At 62.3% G+C, this 18362-nt stretch carries 13 protein-coding genes; 5 read left to right on the top strand and 8 right to left on the bottom strand.

Annotation, left to right across the window (positions count from 1 at the left end; translation table 11 throughout):
- Positions 1 to 325: 325 nt before the first annotated feature.
- Complete coding sequence (locus tag BM317_RS05405) at positions 326 to 931, bottom strand: MiaE family protein (RefSeq protein WP_025213256.1); 606 nt, start codon at positions 929 to 931, stop codon at positions 326 to 328.
- A 178-nt stretch (positions 932 to 1109) separates the two neighbouring features.
- Between BM317_RS05405 and BM317_RS05400 the strand changes: the two genes are divergently transcribed.
- Positions 1110 to 1973 carry a universal stress protein gene (locus BM317_RS05400; RefSeq protein WP_092165343.1) on the top strand — a complete coding sequence of 288 codons (864 nt, stop codon included), beginning with the start codon at positions 1110 to 1112 and terminating at the stop codon, positions 1971 to 1973.
- A gap of 154 nt (positions 1974 to 2127) precedes the next feature.
- On the opposite strand, the gene BM317_RS05395 is transcribed toward BM317_RS05400, so the two are convergent.
- Positions 2128 to 2598 (bottom strand): DUF1289 domain-containing protein, encoded by a 471-nt coding sequence (locus BM317_RS05395; RefSeq protein ID WP_092165341.1) that lies wholly within the window; start codon positions 2596 to 2598, stop codon positions 2128 to 2130.
- 406 nt (positions 2599 to 3004) lie between these two features.
- Here BM317_RS05395 and acnB point away from each other — a divergent pair, with 406 nt between their 5' ends.
- Positions 3005 to 5614 carry a bifunctional aconitate hydratase 2/2-methylisocitrate dehydratase gene (acnB, locus tag BM317_RS05390; RefSeq protein WP_092165339.1) on the top strand — a complete coding sequence of 870 codons (2610 nt, stop codon included), beginning with the start codon at positions 3005 to 3007 and terminating at the stop codon, positions 5612 to 5614.
- Positions 5615 to 5873: 259 nt separating this feature from the next.
- On the opposite strand, the gene BM317_RS05385 is transcribed toward acnB, so the two are convergent.
- Entirely contained in the window at positions 5874 to 7154 is a 1281-nt protein-coding gene (locus tag BM317_RS05385; protein ID WP_092165337.1) for a serine/threonine transporter, read from the bottom strand.
- Positions 7155 to 7535: 381 nt separating this feature from the next.
- Here BM317_RS05385 and BM317_RS05380 point away from each other — a divergent pair, with 381 nt between their 5' ends.
- Positions 7536 to 8489, top strand: coding sequence for a 2-hydroxyacid dehydrogenase (locus tag BM317_RS05380; RefSeq protein WP_092165335.1), 954 nt, complete (start codon positions 7536 to 7538; stop codon positions 8487 to 8489).
- On the opposite strand, the gene tssA is transcribed toward BM317_RS05380, so the two are convergent.
- The 5 genes from tssA to BM317_RS05355 are packed head-to-tail and all read right to left on the bottom strand — an operon-like array spanning position 8486 to position 16014.
- A complete protein-coding gene (tssA, locus tag BM317_RS05375; RefSeq protein WP_092165333.1) occupies positions 8486 to 9565 on the bottom strand; it encodes a type VI secretion system protein TssA in 1080 nt (359 codons plus the stop codon). The two genes, BM317_RS05380 and tssA, sit on opposite strands and share 4 nt — an antisense overlap.
- The gene (locus BM317_RS05370; protein WP_092473370.1) at positions 9562 to 13386 is read right to left on the bottom strand and encodes a type VI secretion system protein; all 3825 of its coding nucleotides are present in this window, start codon (positions 13384 to 13386) and stop codon (positions 9562 to 9564) included. The genes tssA and BM317_RS05370 overlap by 4 nt, the downstream gene beginning before the upstream one ends.
- Positions 13383 to 14147 carry a DotU family type IV/VI secretion system protein gene (locus tag BM317_RS05365; RefSeq protein ID WP_092473368.1) on the bottom strand — a complete coding sequence of 255 codons (765 nt, stop codon included), beginning with the start codon at positions 14145 to 14147 and terminating at the stop codon, positions 13383 to 13385. Before BM317_RS05365 ends, BM317_RS05370 begins: the two co-directional genes overlap by 4 nt.
- Positions 14148 to 14165: 18 nt before the next feature.
- Positions 14166 to 15497, bottom strand: coding sequence for a type VI secretion system baseplate subunit TssK (tssK, locus tag BM317_RS05360; protein WP_092165327.1), 1332 nt, complete (start codon positions 15495 to 15497; stop codon positions 14166 to 14168).
- A gap of 52 nt (positions 15498 to 15549) precedes the next feature.
- Positions 15550 to 16014, bottom strand: coding sequence for a type VI secretion protein (locus BM317_RS05355; protein WP_092165325.1), 465 nt, complete (start codon positions 16012 to 16014; stop codon positions 15550 to 15552).
- 224 nt (positions 16015 to 16238) lie between these two features.
- Here BM317_RS05355 and tssB point away from each other — a divergent pair, with 224 nt between their 5' ends.
- Both tssB and tssC read left to right on the top strand, forming a co-directional pair.
- A complete protein-coding gene (gene tssB / locus BM317_RS05345) occupies positions 16239 to 16799 on the top strand; it encodes a type VI secretion system contractile sheath small subunit (RefSeq protein WP_092165321.1) in 561 nt (186 codons plus the stop codon).
- Positions 16800 to 16829: 30 nt separating this feature from the next.
- Positions 16830 to 18311 (top strand): type VI secretion system contractile sheath large subunit, encoded by a 1482-nt coding sequence (gene tssC / locus BM317_RS05340; protein WP_092473366.1) that lies wholly within the window; start codon positions 16830 to 16832, stop codon positions 18309 to 18311.
- Positions 18312 to 18362: the final 51 nt, after the last annotated feature.

Genomic DNA, 18362 nt, shown 5'->3' with positions numbered 1-18362 from the left:
CTGCGTGATAAATCACCAACTCATCTTTGGCGACATCAACACCCACGATCGGCTTTGCGACAGAAACCGGCATTGCCATTGAAAATCCTCCGGGCTAAGGTTTGAACACTTGAAGGGTTCACCCAGAGGCGCAGGCTTGTTCCTATCGTCGGTCTAGGCCAGATGCATTCTTTATCGGCGCTTGGGTGAAAGGAGGAGGGGTGAAATCTCCCACGGTCTGTACTGCGGCTAACAGTCAGAATCGAGCTTTGTCCCTCCTCCTCCCTTCAAGTCCTACCATACAAGCGAGCTTGCTCGCGATGACGTCAGTACCGGCACCTCTGCACTATCGAGCCGGCACACCACTGTGGAACCGGAACTCCACATCCGGCGATTCGATCAGTTCCCGCTCGGCCTCACGGACCTTGTCGATCACCTGGGCAATGTCCTTGGCGTCGCCGTACTGGTAGGCCAGTTTCAGGTAGCCCTGGAAGTGCCGGGCTTCGCTTTTCAGCAAGCCGAAATAGAACTTGCCCAGTTCCTCGTCCAAGTGCGGCACCAAAGCTTCGAAGCGCTCGCAACTACGGGCTTCGATGAAAGCCCCTACCACCAGGGTGTCCACCAGCTTGACCGGTTCGTGGCTGCGTACCACCTTGCGCAGCCCCGAGGCATAACGCCCGGCGGAGAGCTGGCGCAAGCCGATCTTGCGTTTTTTCATCAGGCGCATGACCTGCTCGTGATGCACCAGCTCTTCCCGGGCCAGGCGCGACATCAGATTGATCAGGTCGACGTGGGAATGGTATTTGGCGATCAGGCTCAAGGCGGTGCTGGCCGCCTTGAATTCGCAGTTCTTGTGGTCGATCAGCAACGTTTCCTGGTCGGCCAGCGCGGCCTGGACCCAGGCATCGGGGGTGCGGCAACCAAGGAATTCGTGGATTTCAGGAAGGATCATGGGGCTCACGGGCAAAGGTAGTCGAGCGAAGGGCGCCGATTATACCGGCCTGCCTCCAGACCACCAGTCACCGTCGTTGATATGCATCAAGTCGACGACTGACCCATAAGAACTAGACTGCCCCACAGCAACTATAGTTGAGCAATGCCAGCCTTTTCATTGCAGGAGAACGCCGATCATGCAAGCCATTCGCAGCATTCTGGTGGTCATCGAACCCGAACATTCGGAAAGCCTGGCGCTCAAGCGCGCCAAGCTGATCGCCGGGGTGACCCAGGCCCACCTGCACCTGCTGGTGTGCGACAAGAAGCATGACCATGCCGGCATGCTCAGCGTATTGAAGGCCGCGCTGCTGGCGGACGGCTACAGCGTCACCACCGAACAGGCCTGGAACGAGAGCCTCTACGAAACCATCATCGATGTGCAGCAGGCCGAGGGCTGCGGCTTGGTGATCAAACAGCACTTCCCCGACAGCCCGCTGAAAAAAGCCCTGCTCACCCCGGCGGACTGGAAACTGCTACGCCACTGCCCGACCCCGGTACTGCTGGTGAAAACCGCCGGCTCGTGGAAAGACCGGGTGATCCTGGCGGCCGTCGATGTCGGCAATGCCGACGGCGAGCACCGGCACCTGCACACCACCATCATCGATCATGGCTATGACATCGCCCTCCTCGCCAAGGCCCACTTGCATGTGATCAGCGCCCACCCCACACCGATGCTTTCGTCCGCCGACCCGACGTTCCAGCTCAAGGAAACCATCGAGGCCCGCTATCGCGAACAATGCCGGGCGTTCCAGGCCGAGTTCGACATCGACGACCAGCATCTGCACATCGAAGAAGGCCCGGCGGATGTCTTGATTCCGTACATGGCGCGCAAGCTGCAGGCGGCGGTGACGGTGATCGGTACCGTGGCCCGTTCGGGGTTGTCCGGGGTGCTGATCGGCAACACCGCCGAGGCCGTGCTCGATACGCTGGAAAGCGATGTGCTGGTGCTCAAGCCCCAGGAGGTCGAGGATCATCTGGTGGAGTTGGCGACCAAGGAATAAACAAGCCGTGGCGAGGGGATTTATCCCCGTTGGACTGCGAAGCAGGCCCCATCAGTCCAAACGCCAGACGCCTGCTTCGCAGCCGAACGGGGATAAATCCCCTCGCCACAAAAGCTCCCGGGCACAAAAGCGCCTTTGCACAAATGGCCGGAGCTCAACCGCCGATCGCATCCTTCAGGAACCCCGGCGCGATGTAACGCTGGTAATGGGCTTCGGACAGAAGGAAAAACTCCCGATCAATGGCATCGCGCAGGTCCGGCAGTTCCCAATCGCGAAATTCCGGCATCAGCACCATGCCATAGGCTTCCAGGTTGTTGATCACCCGCGCGCCCCGGGCGATCAACTGGTAGGCCCAGCAATATTCCGACTGGTGCGGCACAAAACGGATCTTGCGCGATTCCAGTTGCTGGCGCAGCAACCCGGGGTCGAAAACCTCCAACTTGGCCACCATCACCTGCACCAACAGTTGTTCGAGCCGCATCCACACCGCGCGTTTTTCGTCCTCGTTGTAGCCGTTCCAGTGAATCACTTCATGGTGGAACCGCTTGCAGCCACGGCACACCAGGTCACCGTAGACAGTGGAGCAAAGGCCGACGCAGGGGGTCTTGATGAGCTGGTTGGGCATAGGGGAAAGCACACGCAAAAGCAGGACAGGCTGGCATGTTAGCCCTTTGTCTAAGATTGATCACCCCTCAAACTTGAGCGCCCAACTTACCTTTAATTTTTTTTTCCCGTAGAATCAGCCAGCCTTTTAAGGCGCCAATGTCCGTTAGAAGCTGTTTTCAAAGCGTCACGAGCACAGTCGTTCCTTCAGAGCGGTGTTGGCGAAGGGTCTTTCCAGCGGGGAAAGCCCAACGCCAACCCTCATCAGCTCCCGTTCTGCAGGCGTAAAACTTTGAAAGCAGCTTCTGTGAGGAACTCCGGAAACTCTGGCGTGGTGGCTCAAAAAGCCGCCGACGCGCATGAGTACCGTGGGTTTCTGGATGAGCGTCCCGGACACCCATTTGGGACCACTGATGAGGGTAATAACTGTGCTTGAAGCCTACCGCAAACATATCGAAGAGCGCGCAGCCCTGGGTATCGTTCCCCAGCCGCTTAACGCCGAACAAACCGCAGGCCTGATCGAGCTGCTGAAAAATCCTCCGGCTGGCGAAGAAACTTTCCTCGTTGACCTGATCACCAACCGCGTTCCGCCTGGAGTCGACGAAGCCGCCTACGTCAAGGCCGGTTTCCTCTCCGCCCTGGCCAAGGGCGAGGCCCAATCCCCCCTGCTGGACAAGAAGCGTGCCGTTGAACTGCTCGGCACCATGCAGGGCGGCTACAACATCGTGACCCTGGTGGAACTGCTGGACGACGCCGAGCTGGCGCCGGTAGCCGCCAAGGAACTCAAGCACACCCTGCTGATGTTCGATGCCTTCCACGACGTGGCTGAAAAAGCCAAGAACGGCAACGTTCACGCCAAGGCCGTACTGCAATCCTGGGCCGACGGCGAGTGGTTCAAGAACCGCCCGGTACTGGCCGACAAGATCAGCCTGCGGGTGTTCAAGGTCACCGGCGAAACCAACACCGACGACCTGTCCCCTGCCCCGGACGCCTGGTCCCGCCCGGACATCCCGCTGCACGCCCTGGCCATGCTGAAAATGGCCCGTGACGGCATCGTGCCTGATGAACAAGGCAAGACCGGCCCGATGAAGCAGATCGAAGAAATGCGTGGCCAAGGCTTCCCGATCGCCTACGTCGGTGACGTGGTCGGTACCGGTTCGTCGCGCAAATCGGCGACCAACTCGGTGCTGTGGTTCTTCGGCGACGACGTTCCTTTCGTTCCGAACAAGCGCGCCGGCGGTTTCTGCTTCGGCAGCAAGATCGCACCGATCTTCTACAACACCATGGAAGACGCCGGCGCCTTGCCGATCGAATTCGATGTGTCCAACATGCACATGGGCGACGTGATCGACCTGTACCCGCATGCTGGCAAAGTCTGCAAGCACGGTACCGATGAAGTCCTGACCACCTTCGAAATGAAGACCCCGGTCCTGTTGGACGAAGTCCGTGCCGGCGGTCGTATCCCGCTGATCATCGGCCGCGGTCTGACCGAGAAGGCACGCGCCGAACTGGGTCTGCCACCCTTCGACCTGTTCAAGAAGCCGGAAGCCCCCGCTGAAAGCACCAAGGGTTTCACCCTGGCGCAGAAGATGGTCGGCAAGGCTTGCGGTCTGGCGGAAGGCCAAGGCGTGCGCCCTGGTACCTACTGCGAACCGAAAATGACCACCGTGGGTTCCCAGGACACCACCGGTCCGATGACCCGTGACGAACTGAAAGACCTGGCGTGCCTGGGCTTCTCGGCTGACCTGGTGATGCAGTCCTTCTGCCACACCGCGGCCTATCCGAAGCCGATCGACGTCACCACCCACCACACCCTGCCTGACTTCATCATGACCCGCGGCGGCGTTTCCCTGCGTCCGGGCGACGGCATCATCCACTCGTGGCTGAACCGCATGCTGCTGCCAGACACCGTGGGTACCGGTGGTGACTCGCACACCCGTTTCCCGATGGGCATCTCGTTCCCGGCCGGTTCCGGCCTGGTCGCGTTCGCCGCTGCCACCGGTGTCATGCCGCTGGACATGCCGGAATCGATCCTGGTGCGCTTCAAAGGCAAAATGAAACCTGGCATCACCCTGCGCGACCTGGTTCATGCCATTCCGTACTTCGCCATCCAGAACGGTCTGCTGACCGTCGAGAAGAAAGGCAAGAAAAATGCCTTCTCCGGCCGCATCCTGGAAATCGAAGGCCTGGAAGGCCTGACCCTGGAACAGGCTTTCGAATTGTCCGACGCCTCGGCCGAACGTTCGGCTGCCGGTTGCACCATCAAGCTGTCGAAAGAATCGATCACCGAGTACCTGCAATCGAACATCACCCTGCTGCGCTGGATGATCGGCGAAGGCTACGGTGATGCACGTACCCTGGAACGTCGCGCCCAAGCGATGGAAGCCTGGGTCGCCAACCCGCAACTGATGGAAGCCGATGCCGACGCCGAATACGCCGAAGTCATCGAAATCGATCTGGCCGACATCAACGAGCCTGTGCTCTGCGCGCCGAACGATCCGGACGATGCCCGTCTGCTGTCCAGCGTTGCCGGTGAGAAGATCGACGAAGTGTTCATCGGTTCGTGCATGACCAACATCGGTCACTTCCGCGCCGCCGGTAAACTGCTGGAGCAGGTCAAGGGTCAGCTGCCAACCCGTCTGTGGCTGTCGCCGCCGACCAAGATGGACGCTCACCAGCTCACCGAAGAAGGCTACTACGGCATCTACGGCAAGGCCGGTGCACGGATGGAAATGCCAGGCTGCTCGCTGTGCATGGGTAACCAGGCACGCGTCGAGCCGAACTCCACCGTGGTGTCGACCTCGACCCGTAACTTCCCGAACCGTCTGGGTGACGGCGCGAACGTCTACCTGGCTTCGGCCGAACTGGCGTCCGTTGCATCCATCCTGGGTCGCCTGCCGACCGTCGAGGAGTACATGGAATACGCCGGCAAGATCGACAGCATGGCAGCGGACGTGTACCGCTACCTGAGCTTCGACCAGATCGCCGAGTTCCGTGAAGCGGCTGCAAACGCCAACATCCCGGTCGTTCAAGCGTAAAGCTTAGAACGCCCGACTAAAAGCGCCGCCCTTCTTGCGAGGGGCGGCGTTTTTTTTTATGCCTGTCATTTCGATGCCAGCCGAGCCACCGCTATCGCGAGCAAGCCCGCTCCCACAGGGAGTTGGGATGGTTGCAATTTCCATGAACACCCGAAACCAGTGTGGGAGCGGGCTTGCCCGCGAAGACGGCGGCACATCCAACATCCCTGCCAGCTGAACCACCGCTTTCGCGAGCAAGCCCGCTCCCACAAGGTGATGGTCAGGCCATCAAGGAGTAGACCAACGCCGTAATCGCCACCAACCCCACCAACACAACGAAGACGTTCGAGGCCTGGCCGCGATAGCGGGCCATGGCCGGGACTTTGCGGATGGCGTACATCGGCATCAGGAACAGGATGGCTGCGATGACCGGGCCGCCCAGGGTTTCGATCATACCCAGGATGCTCGGATTGAGGGTGGCGACGATCCAGCACACCACCAGCATGAACGCTGCGGTGAGACGGTCCAGGGTCTTGGGTGCCGGACGGCGGCCGCTCTTGACGATCAGGCCCTTGAGGCCTTCGCTGGCGCCGATGTAGTGCCCCAGGAACGACTTGGAAATGGCGACAAACGCAATCAACGGCGCGGCAAAGGCGATGGTCGGATTACTGAAATGGTTAGCCAGGTACGACAGAATCGACAGGTTCTGCGCCTTGGCCTCGGCCAATTGCGCCGGGGTCAGGGTCAATACGCAACTGAACACGAAGAACAGCACCATCACCACCATCAGCACATGGGCGCGCGACAGGATCTGCGAACTGCGCTCCTCGGCGTTGGCACCGTAGCGACGCTTCTGGTCCACCGCAAACGCCGAGATGATCGGCGAGTGGTTGAACGAGAACACCATCACCGGAATTGCCAGCCACAGGGTATGCAGCAGGGCCGATGGCTCAGGCGGCGTCGACGCCGTGGTCAGGATGCCGCCGTTCCAGTGCGGGATCAGAAACACCGCCAGGAACAGCAGCGCAACGATGAACGGATAGACCATCAGGCTCATCGCCTTGACGATCGCCTGTTCGCCGCAACGCACCACGGCCAGCAGGCCCAGGATCAGCACCAGGGACAGCACCGCCCGAGGGGGCGGCTGGATATGCAGCTGATGCTCCAGGAAGCTGCCCACGGTATTGGTCAACGCCACGCTGTAGATCAGCAGGATCGGGAAAATCGCAAAGAAGTACAGCAACGTGATCAGCGCACCGGCCTTGAGGCCGAAATGCTCTTCCACCACCTCGGTGATGTCCGCGCCGTCACGACCGGACAACACAAAGCGAGTCAGTCCCCGGTGGGCGTAGAACGTCATGGGAAACGCCAGCACTGCCAGGATCATCAGTGGCCAAAAACCACCCAGGCCCGCATTGATCGGTAAAAACAGCGTACCTGCACCGATGGCGGTGCCAAACAGCCCCAGCATCCAGGTGGTGTCCTGGCGACTCCATTGGCTGAGGGTGGCAGGGACTGTCGTTTCAAAGCGCTCTTCGACGCTATTGGCCTGATCATTCATCCGGTCGGATCTCCGCTTTCCGGTCACATGCACCCGGCCGGGACGAGTCGGAAAACCCCGACAGGCAGCGCCCTGGCCGAAACAGGGGCGCGATTGTCCGGGATTCACGAGCAGAAGCAAAGACTTAGCCGAGGAGTGGTTGTGCGGATCAGATCAAGCCAATAGAAACAGCCGCCGTATTTCCTGTGGGAGCGGGCTTGCTCGCGAAAGCGGTGTGTCATTTAGCCGATGCGTTACTGATGTACCGACTTCGCGAGCAAGCCCGCTCCCACAATGGCGATGCTGAACCCGAAATGCACATAAAAAGCCAAGCCCCCCTGCCCCGGCTCCTACAATCAGGTTGAATAGCCACAATCGATCCAGCGCCCACAGGAGCCCAGCATGACCGCAACCGTTCTGGTACTGGTTGAAACCGTCAATGAATACCTGCCGATTCTCGAGCGGCAGGGTTACCACCTGGAATTGGCGCCCACGCCGGCCGAACGCAAGACAGCGATTTTCGAACACGGTGAACGCTTCAGTGCGGTACTGACCCGTGGCCCCTTGGGTTTGACGGAGGAAGAAATCGGCGCCCTGCCCAACCTGCAAATCATCTGCGTGATCGGCGCCGGTTACGAGCAGGTGGACCTGCAAGCCGCCCGCAATCGGGGCATCGTGGTAACCAACGGCGCCGGGGTCAACGCCTCGTCGGTAGCCGACCACGCCATGGCGCTGCTGCTGGCGCTGGTGCGCGACATCCCCCGGGCCGATGCGAGTGTGCGCCGTGGCGAGTGGGCCAAGGTCATGCGCCCTTCCCTGGCCGGCAAGCGCCTGGGCGTGCTGGGCCTGGGCGCGGTGGGCATGGCCATTGCCAAGCGCGCCGCCCTCGGCTTCGACATGAGCGTCAGCTACCACAATCGCCGGCTGCGCAACGACGTGCCCTACACCTTCTGCGCCACGCCCACGGAACTGGCCCGGGTCTCGGACTTCCTGATCGTCGCCACGCCCGGCGGCCTGGATACCCGGCAGTTGATCAACAAACAGGCCCTTGACGCCCTGGGCCCCCATGGTTTCCTGGTGAACATCGCCCGCGCCAGTGTCGTCGCCACCGCCGACCTGATCAACGCCCTGGAACAACGGCGGATCGCTGGCGCGGCCCTGGACGTGTTCGATCACGAACCCGAAGTGCCGGACGCGCTGAAAAACCTGCCCAACGTCGTACTGACGCCCCATGTGGCCGGCCTGTCGCCGGAAGCGACGCGTGGTACGGTGGAGTTGGTGGGCCAGAACCTGAACGCGTTCTTTGCCGGCAAACCGGTGTTGACGCCGGTGCCGCTACCCGACACGCAGCTTTAAAGCACGCCCAGCAAGGTCCATAACCGCCGGGATTCGGCATCGGCACTGATCAGCTCACCCAGCAGCTCGCTCAGCGGCTTGTTGCCCCACTCCACGCCGCGCCGGATCAGATAGGGCACCGGGCTGTGGGGCTCGGTACGGGCCAGGTAACCGGCGATCACCAGTAGCTGTCGGTAGGCCTCCTCACGATTGGCCGGCTCCTGGAAGACCTGGGCGGCGACCGCCTGCGGCTGAGGCGGCGACGTCGGCGCCGGGGACGTTTGCACCGGCACGATGGTGGGTTGCTGTGGGTGCATCGCGATGAACTCCTCTACCAGTGTCAGCAACGCCTGAATCACGTCCTGCAGGGATTTGTAGCCCGGGGCCAGGTTGCCCAGGTAAGCGTCGCTCCAGGCTTCGAGCCGTTGCAGGTGCTGCAGGCTCAACATCAGGCTGCCCTGGCGGTGCAACCAGAATGACAAGGGGGTGCCGCGAATCAGTTCGCTGAGTTTTTTTTGCTCGTTGCGCGCCGCTTCCGCCGACGCCTTGGCGTTCTTGCTGTCGTTGACCAACACTTGCTGACGTTGCAAGCGTTGCCAATCGTCCAGGCAGAAAGTGGCAAACGCCGGGTCCCGGCCATCGAGCAATGGCACTCGCGTCAGCAACACTTCGCTGTAGCGCCGGGCCAGCCACTCCAACGGGATCACCCGCCACGACTGGTCGCCTTCATCGGCCTGGGGATGCAACTGCTCCGGATAGCGTTCACACAACCCCGCCACCAGCGCCAGGCTGCCCGGCAACCCCTCCAGCCCGGCCCGATGCAACCAGGCCTCCCCCAGCCAGGCACTGATCATCAAGTCCTTGCTGCGCTCCAGCAGCAGCGTGGTCGCGAGGCGTTCCAGGTCCGGCCACAGGGCGCGCTTGATCGAAGACTGCCACACACCGGTGGGCAAGCTGGTGTCGTCCTCCCGGCGCAATTCGCGCAGTTGGTCGTATTCCGGCTCGTAGCGCAGGTCGGGACCACAGGGCGACTCGGCGCTGATCGGCTCGAGCAACTGAGTGACCAACTCAGGCAAAGGTGATATCGGCACGCTCACAGGCCCTCCTCACGGGTGGCAATGGCGGGGCTCGATGAGGTCGCCATGAAAGGTGATCGGGGTGCCCGCGTCGGCAGCGGCGGGATCGACAACGGCAGCTTGGAACCCTGGCTCATCAACGACAGGCGCACGAACATCAGGGTCTGTTCCGCCGTGCGGGCCTGGGTCTGGGCAGTGACCGGCAGTTGCAGGGCCAGGGGAAAATCGGTGTAGTCGACATTCGGCTGGCGCTGGGCCGATCCCAGCGCGCGCATCAGGCGCAGCAATGACCACGGCCCCTGGTACTCCCAGCCGGCCTCCAGGTCGCGCACCACCAGGTTCGGTTGCAATGGGTCATTGGCCGGACGCTGGTAGCCGTTGCGGGCCCAGCGCAAGGTCAGGCGCACGGGCTGGCCGACCATCCACCGCAGGTTCTGCTGGCCGCCGCCGGGGTAGTTGATCTGTTGGTTGCCGGCGTCCAGGCTCCAGGCGATCACCTGGTCAGCGCCGCGCTCTTCATCACGATCGGTCCGCCAGCGCACGTCCATCTCCACCCCCAGAATGCCACTCTTGTCGCGCACGAACAGCGGCCCGAGCCAAGTGCCGGCCTGTTTCAAACGGTTGAGAAAATCCTCGGCCGCCAAGCGCTCCGGCGTCTGGCTCAACACCAGCCCGGCCTGGGCCAGGGGCAGGCGTGTGTCGATCAGTTCCAGCAGGTGCTGGACCCGCGCCGGGTCGGCATCGCTGGCTCGCACATCCTGGGCAAACGGAAAGCGCCCGGCCAGGTATTGATTGAAATAGTTGGCCAAGTCATTCCAGGCGGTCGCCGCCTGGTTCTGTTGCAGGTACAGGCACCGTTGCAGAGCGCCCTGCTGCAACGCGACCGTACGCTGTGCCAGGTCACCGCGCCCACTGGGCAGGCTGGAGGTCTGCAAGATCTGCGCACAGGACGTGGTGTCCATGGTGATGAAGTCCCGGCTCACCAATTGCTCCAATTGGGCCGCCGAGCTGGCCGGATTCTGGTTCTTGTACTTGAGCAATTCATCGTTGAGGGCCATGAAGCGCGCCACCTGGTCGTGCTCCAGCGCCGACAGATTGTCCTGCTGGACGATCAGCCATTCGAGGGCGGGCATTCGCTGCTCGGCGACCTGCAGCATCACGCCGAACTGCTGGCTCAGGCTCAGCTTCAAGTCTTGTGGATCGCTGGCACCGTACAGCTGCAAGCCGAAGTTCTTCGAACCGTCCCAGCGCTGGACATCGGCCCGCTGGCTGAACAGCGGCTGGGCATCGATTTCATCCAGGCCACTCTTGATCTGCGCCAATGCCCGGCGATTGAGCAGACGTTGGAAACGGATCGCCAGGTCGCCGCGGTGCACATCCATGAAGGCTTTTTGCAACGCCACGGCCTGGGCCGTTTGTACGTTGAACCCCATACCGGGCAACGACGCGTCGCTTTCATCCAGGCTCAACCACATGGCCCGTGCGGCGGCGCCTTCGGCGGCCTGCATCAGCGCGTCACGGTAATCCGGCGGAATGCGCGGCAGTTCTTCGCCGGCATAGCTCTTGTAGCTGGCGAAGTAGTTCAGGGCGACGCTGAAATCATCACTGCCATCGCCCTGGCCCATCGCATCGGGGTTGCTGTCCGACGGATCCTTCTGCATGGCTAACGCCACGAAATCGCGCTTGAACAGTGCCTGCACCGCACCGTCCAGCGCGGTGACATGGTCCTGCAAGACCAGCAGGCCGCTGCCCTGTTGCACCAGCAGGTTGTCCCGGGAGCCGGTCTGGACGATCCACTGGTCACGAAAACTCTGCTGCAACTTCGCCGCCTGGCTCTCCAGGTCCTGCTCGATATCCGGCCCCAGCAACGCGCTGTGACTGACCTTGTCCAGCATCTGGCTGTAGCCGGGTACCAAGTCCTGGCCCTTGCCTCGGCCCCAGGCCGAATTGGTCAAGCTGACCAGCGTCTGCAAATCGTCGATCAGCGCCATCAGGTCTTCGAGTTCATTCAAGGAATTGCCGCTGCCGGCCTCCAGCCGTTGCAAGTGCAGCTTGAGGTAACCGGCCTGGCGCACGAAGTTGTCCGCCAGGAAGTAATGGTCCAGCCAGCGCTGCATCAGGCCGGTGAAGTTATCGGAGATCATCGGGCGCGCGGCGTTCAGGTCCAACCCTTTCAAATCGCTGTTCTGGGCATCGAACAGCACCCGGTTGTAGAAGTGTGCGCGGCTCAAGGTGCCGGTGTTGAGTCCCAGGGACAACGCGGTGTTGCTCAGTTGCACCAGTTCGTCCAGCGGCGCCTTGGGGTCGTTTACCACCTGGCTGAACATCTGGTTGTGCTGTTCCAGGCGTACCGCCAAGTCCACCAGTGCCTTGGCCTTCACGTAGCTCTGCCATTGCGCCGGGTCTTCACTCTCGACGTTGCCCCGGCGCTCGGTGTTGCGGATGGACTTGAGTTGCTCCAGGTCTGCGTTCAACAGATCCCGCAACGGCAAGATCCAATGATGCCGGGCGGTCAGACGCAACCCATTCTCCAGTTGCGTGTCCACCGAAGAGAACCACGAGGTGGGAAAGACCACCGAGACGAAGCGCCAGCGCGGGGCTTTTTCCAACACATTCCAGTAGTTCTGCACGTTGTGCCGGGTCGGCTCCAGTTGCGGTTCGTCGGGGTCGACGACGAGGTGGTTCTTATGGGCGCTGAGGATCAACCGCGACAGCCCCTCGGCCTGCTCCACCGAATCGTGCCAGACCCAGACCATGCCCCCCAGCCAGACCAGGCCCACCACCAACGCCACCGCCGCGGCCAACCGATGCCCACGCTGGCGCAAGCGCAACAGCCGTGGCACAGGCTGGGCCAGGCCACGCTCGGCCACCAGCCGCCGCGACCACAATTGCCGGGCGAACACGGTTTGCCCCTGGGCGCTGTCGGCGGCGGTCAACCCGTCGCCGCTGACGGCCGGCGCCTGGCTGGCGGTGAAATACAGCCCGCGAAAACGCGGCGCTTCGCCTTGGGCGTTGCCCTGGAACACCGGCTCCAGCAGGATCTGCAATGCCCGCCGCAAGCCTTCGAAACGCTCCGGCAAGCCATAGAGATCGGTGCCCAATTGTCCCGACAGCGCACCGATCTCGATGATCGACTGCGACAGCGCAGCGTTGACCTGGTCCAGGGCCTGATCACTCCACTGCGACTGCCACGCCGCATCCGGCAAATACGGCGACGACCAGCCCAGCATCGACTCCCGCGCCTCGACGGGCAGCGCGCTGACCAGTTCCTGGAACCCGGGCAGTTCTTCCATCCCGGTCATCACCACATACACCGGCAGGCTGAGACCGAAGCGTTGCAAAAGGTCGATGAAGCAGCGCCGGACCTTGAGGCTCAGCTCGGTGGTGTGCTCGATGTCATCGAGGGTGCTGAACGGCACGGTCCAGATCACCGCATCCAATGGCCGTTTGCTGCGCAAGCGCAACATCAGCCCGAGCAGGCGCCACCAGTTGCCCCGTTGCCGGTTCATGCCTTCATCGGGCAGGAACAACGCCTGGGGCACCACCAGCACCGCGCCTTCGGCATCGGAAAACCAGCGCCCGAACCAGGCCGCCTTATCGGTCGGTTGCAAGCGCCACTGGGCGCACAGTCGGGCACCGTCGGTTTCGTTGCCGAGCATCATCAGCCAGGGCATCTGATAGCGGTCCCGGGTGCCCTGCTCCTGTTCCATGTGGCGCACCGCCCCATAGAAACTGCGGATCGCCGCCCCGCCCTGGGTCCGCAGCCACCAGATCAGGGCTGCGATCAACAGCACCACGACGATGGCGATCAACACCAGGGCAACGATGCTCAGGGTGCTCATGAATCCTGCTCCTGAACCACCGCCGACTCGTTCAGTTGCAACACCGGCTCGAGCTCCAAACGGATGTCACGCCAGAACACCTGCCCCAAGCCGGTCAGCAACAACACCATTGCCAGGATCGCCAGCCCCAGGCGCAAGCCGTCCGGCAACGACTGCTGCACCGGCATGCGCACTGGCGGCGCTGCCGCAGCCAACGCCAGGCGCTGGCTGACGTCGACGTAATCAGGATCGTGTTGCCAGGCGAAGGTGAACAGCGCCGCGCGCCACTTGGCCTGCTGGACCTGGCCAGACTCGCCCCGCAATCGCCCCTGGAACCCCAGGATCAGGCACTGCAGATAGACATTCGCCAAGTCCCGGGTACCGGGCATCTGCTCGTCCAGCAATTTCTTGATCGCCGCCGGCAAACGCTCGCCGGCCTGGCGACTGGCATACATGCGTGATTCGAGGGGGTGCTGCTGCCAGGCCAATTGGCCGGGCCAAGGGCTGAACAACAGGGTTTCGTCCACCAGCGCGACGAAGGCATAGACCAGCGCCTTGACCTGCTCGGTGGCCGCATCGCCGACGGTGGCGAAGGCCACCCGCCACAGACGTTGGGCACTGCGCCCGGAAAACTCCACCACCCGGTTGACCAATACCGCGGGGTCGCTGTCCTTGGGCAAGTCTTGCCATTCCTGAGACCACTTCAGCCAGGCCTGGCGAAAAGCGCTGCTCAGCGGCGCCTCATGCAGACTCCGAACCGCCCCGCCACTTCCGTCAGGCATACGACTCCCCTTTTGCGATCAGGCACTTTCATTGACTTGCGCCACGAACAACACCACTTGCCACGGGCTGCTGGCCTGGGCTGATGCCGGCGCCACGATGTGCAGCGGCAATTGCCCGTCGAACCATTGCCCGCTGGCGGCCACCACAAACAAACGGGTGTCGTCGCCGACGCTGTAGGCCACCTGTTCGTTGCGGCTCATGGCCTGGTGGGGCAAACCGCTCATGCGTTGCCGGCTCAGCAGCGGGACGTGCCGCGCCGACGCGATGATCGCCCCGCGCAACCACTCAGCCGCCGCCTGCTCGCTGGCACCGTTGGGCATGCGCAGGCCGATCACCAGGCGTTGATCCGGCTGGTCGTCCGGCAACTGGATGGAGAAGACCTGCTCGTTGCGCTCGAAGGCCAGGCTGCGATAGCCGGCACGGACCAGCTCCAGGGTGGTTTCCAGCCAATCCAGCAACGGCTCGTAGCCACGCTGCAACTCAAGAAAATCCAACGGTGCGAAGGCCGGGACGCCCGCCAGCGGATCGAGGGCCGACCAGCTCCCGGCCAGCCCCAGCAGCAAACCGTAGAGTGCCTGGGGCGACGTCACCCGGGTGTTCAGCGCCCCTTCGACTTCCGGCAAGCGCGCCCACAAGGCGGTCAATTGCCGACGGATTTCCATGGCATCGTCCTGGTTGCCGGCCGCCTGGGCCTGACGCAAGCGACCGGCGAGGAACATGCACTTTTCCCGGGCCCGGGCACACACCCCGGCGACCCGCCGGCCGAGGACCGACTCCGGCAACAAGACCGGCGTTGGTGGTGTGTAGGGTACGCGCCAGAAGCCACCGCCCTCCTTGCGGATGCGCAGCAGCGGCAGGCAGATCGAATCGGCCTTGCTCAGTTGCGTACACAGCCTCGGATTGGGTCGCCAGACGGTGATCGACTCGGGAAACTCACCGCTGGTGAGGTCCGGCAACGCCTCGCCGACCACCGATTGCAAACGGCCCTTGAGCGGCAGCAGTTGCCCGGCACGCCACAGTGGGCTGACGGCCAGGTACACCGTTACGGTGGCGTCGGCGGTCTTGTCGATCGCCTCGGTGATGTCCAGCTCCAGCGTCGGCCCGACGCCAGCCTGCAGGTTGACCGGCAAGCCATCCGGCAAGGTCCCTTGCAATTGCAGCAGCCGTACCTGGCCGGCGCTGAGGGCCGACGGGTCGACCTCCAACTGGCTGACGCCCCAGAACCAAGGGTTGCAGGCCCCGGCGAAATGCGCAGCCAAGGCCTCGGCACGCAGCCCCTGCAATTGAAAATGCTGGGGCAACAATTGCATACCCTCATGCCAGCACACCGCGTCAGGTAACAGACTCATACGACTCCCTTCGACATCCCAATGTCGCCGCCCATGGCGGCCCGCGGTTTACTCAAGGCTGACGGTCATCACGCTGGCCATCGTTGACGAGGGTCATCTCGCGACTGTCGAACTTCAGCCAGGCCTTGCGCTGATCGTCCAGCCGAAGCCGGTGGGCTCCGGGAGTGTTATAGCTGGCGAAGACCAAAAGTCCAGCGGCGCGCCGGCCCTCCAATGGGAAGGGTTGGCGATCGATGAATTGCCCCGGGACCAGCTCCAGCCCCCACACCGACATGAGTTGACGATAGTCGCGCTGGAACTGTTCGCGCTCGGCGAACCATTGGCTGGCGGTGATGCCCGACAGCTGCTTGAGCAGGTCCGGGTCGTTCACCGCGATGAAATCCACCGCGATCGGCGTGTCGTCATTGGCCCGGGGCGCGACGTCCAGGGTCAGGCTGTCCAGGTCGACACTGGGCGCAAAGAACGAGCAACCGGTGAGCGCCAGGCTCAAAAAAAATCCATAAAAAAAACCACGCAAAATGAATCTTCCTTTTCTCAGCGGTCAAAAATTGTTTTTGCTTGCTTTTTTATAGACCTGTTCTAGCGTCTTGGGTAGTTCGACCCACACGGTTGAATGGACCAGGTTCGTCAAGGGAATGACAGGTTTTCTGCCGCCCGTTTGCAACCTGCGGATCAGCAAGGGAATGCGATGAGCGGGCCTCCCGATGCATTGCTCCCACACATGCATCGGAGTCGGCCGCCATGGCAGAAAGTACCCAGCACAAGCTCGACAGAGTCCGTCCTCCCCGCGTCCAGATCACCTATGACGTGGAAATCGGCAATGCCATCGAGAAAAAAGAATTGCCACTGGTGGTCGGCATTCTGGCCGACCTCTCGGGCAAGCCGTTGGACCCGCTGCCCAAGCTCAATGAGCGGCGCTTCACGGAAATCGATCGGGACAACTTCAACGAGGTGCTCGCCTCCATCTCCCCCCGCGCCACGCTGCAGGTGAACAACACCCTCAGCGGCGACGACAGCAAGCTCAACATCGAGCTCAACTTCCGGCACATCGACGACTTCGACCCGGTCAAGGTCGTGGGGCAGGTCACGCCGTTGCGTCGGTTGTTCGAAGCGCGCCAACGCCTGCGGGATCTGTTGACCAAGCTCGACGGCAACGATGACCTGGACAAATTGCTGCGTGACGTGATCGCCAACACCGAGGGCCTGCAGGAGATCAAGTCGGCCCGTCCCCAGGACGCAACGCAGGAGTTGCCGACCGTCGCTGCCAACGATGACCCTGCCCCGGCCGAACCACAGGCCTGATCGCGCGCATCATTCAAGGGAGATAACGCCATGCCTGCTTCATCCAGCGCTCAAACCAGCGAGAGCACGACCCAGACCCTGTCCCTGCTGGACAAGATCATCGCCGAAGGCCGCATGGCCCACGACGATAGCCAGCAAGACTACGCCCGCGACATGCTGGCCGAATTCGCCACCCAGGTCCTCGACGAAGGCATGGCCATCGACAAGGACACGGTGGCGATGATCAACGATCGCATCAGCCAGATCGATGAGTTGATCAGCGCCCAGCTCAACGAAGTGCTGCACCACCCCGACCTGCAGAAACTCGAAGCCTCCTGGCGCGGCCTGCACCTGCTGGTGCAGAACACCGAAACCAGCACCCGGCTGAAATTGCGCCTGCTCAACGTCACTCAGAAAGAACTGCAGAACGACCTGGAAAAAGCCGTCGAATTCGACCAGAGCGCGCTGTTCAAGAAAATCTACGAAGAAGAATACGGCACCTTCGGCGGGCATCCGTTCAGCCTGCTGGTGGGTGACTACACCTTTGGCCGGCATCCGCAGGACATCGGCCTGCTGGAAAAACTCTCGAACGTCGCAGCCGCCGCGCATGCCCCGTTCATTGCCGCCGCCAGTCCGCGGTTGTTCGACATGACCAGCTTCACCGAACTGGCGATCCCCCGGGACCTGTCGAAGATTTTCGAGAGCCAGGAGCTGATCAAGTGGCGCGCCTTCCGGGAAAGCGAAGACTCGCGCTACGTGTCCCTGGTGTTGCCGCACTTCCTGCTGCGCCTGCCCTACGGTCCGGAAACGCTGCCGGTGGAAGGCATCAACTACGTCGAAGACGTCAACGGCACCGACCACAGCAAATACCTGTGGGGCAATGCCGCCTGGACGCTGGCGCAACGCATCACCGAAGCCTTCGCCAAATATGGCTGGTGCGCGGCGATTCGCGGGGCCGAAGGCGGTGGTGCGGTCGAAGGCCTGCCGGCCCATACCTTCCGCACCAGCTCCGGGGATCTGTCGCTCAAATGCCCGACCGAAGTGGCGATCACCGACCGCCGTGAAAAAGAACTCAACGACCTGGGCTTCATCTCCCTGTGCCACAAGAAAAACAGCGACGTGGCAGTGTTCTTCGGCGGCCAGACCACCAACAAGGCCAAGGTCTACAACACCAACGAGGCCAACGCCAACGCGCGGATCTCGGCGATGTTGCCGTATGTACTCGCGGCTTCGCGTTTTGCCCATTACCTGAAGGTGATCATGCGCGACAAGGTCGGCAGTTTCATGACCCGCGACAACGTGCAGACCTACCTCAACAACTGGATTGCCGACTACGTGCTGATCAACGACAACGCGCCGCAAGAGATCAAGGCGCAGTACCCATTGCGCGAAGCCCGGGTGGACGTGACGGAGGTGGCCGGCAAGCCCGGCGCCTACAAGGCCACGGTATTCCTGCGGCCGCACTTCCAGCTGGAGGAGTTGACCGCCTCGATCCGCCTGGTGGCGACCCTGCCACCGCCGGTAGCTGCCTGACGGTTGAACTTGTGGCGAGGACACTGTTGTGGCGAGGGGATTTATCCCCGC

The sequence above is a fragment of the Pseudomonas sp. NFACC24-1 genome (genome assembly GCF_900115235.1).
Lineage (GTDB): Bacteria > Pseudomonadota > Gammaproteobacteria > Pseudomonadales > Pseudomonadaceae > Aquipseudomonas > Aquipseudomonas fluorescens_AA.
The sequence above is the reverse complement of the archived record's forward strand: the minus strand, read 5'-3'. Positions and strand labels throughout refer to the sequence as shown.

Coding starts and splice junctions, on each gene's coding strand:
- BM317_RS05405 (WP_025213256.1), bottom strand. CDS start 931: ATGATCCTTCCTGAAATCCACGAATTCCTTGGTTGCCGCACCCCCGAT.
- BM317_RS05400 (WP_092165343.1), top strand. CDS start 1,110: ATGCAAGCCATTCGCAGCATTCTGGTGGTCATCGAACCCGAACATTCG.
- BM317_RS05395 (WP_092165341.1), bottom strand. CDS start 2,598: ATGCCCAACCAGCTCATCAAGACCCCCTGCGTCGGCCTTTGCTCCACT.
- BM317_RS05385 (WP_092165337.1), bottom strand. CDS start 7,154: ATGAATGATCAGGCCAATAGCGTCGAAGAGCGCTTTGAAACGACAGTC.
- BM317_RS05380 (WP_092165335.1), top strand. CDS start 7,536: ATGACCGCAACCGTTCTGGTACTGGTTGAAACCGTCAATGAATACCTG.
- BM317_RS05370 (WP_092473370.1), bottom strand. CDS start 13,386: ATGAGCACCCTGAGCATCGTTGCCCTGGTGTTGATCGCCATCGTCGTG.
- BM317_RS05365 (WP_092473368.1), bottom strand. CDS start 14,147: ATGCCTGACGGAAGTGGCGGGGCGGTTCGGAGTCTGCATGAGGCGCCG.
- tssK (WP_092165327.1), bottom strand. CDS start 15,497: ATGAGTCTGTTACCTGACGCGGTGTGCTGGCATGAGGGTATGCAATTG.
- tssB (WP_092165321.1), top strand. CDS start 16,239: ATGGCAGAAAGTACCCAGCACAAGCTCGACAGAGTCCGTCCTCCCCGC.
- tssC (WP_092473366.1), top strand. CDS start 16,830: ATGCCTGCTTCATCCAGCGCTCAAACCAGCGAGAGCACGACCCAGACC.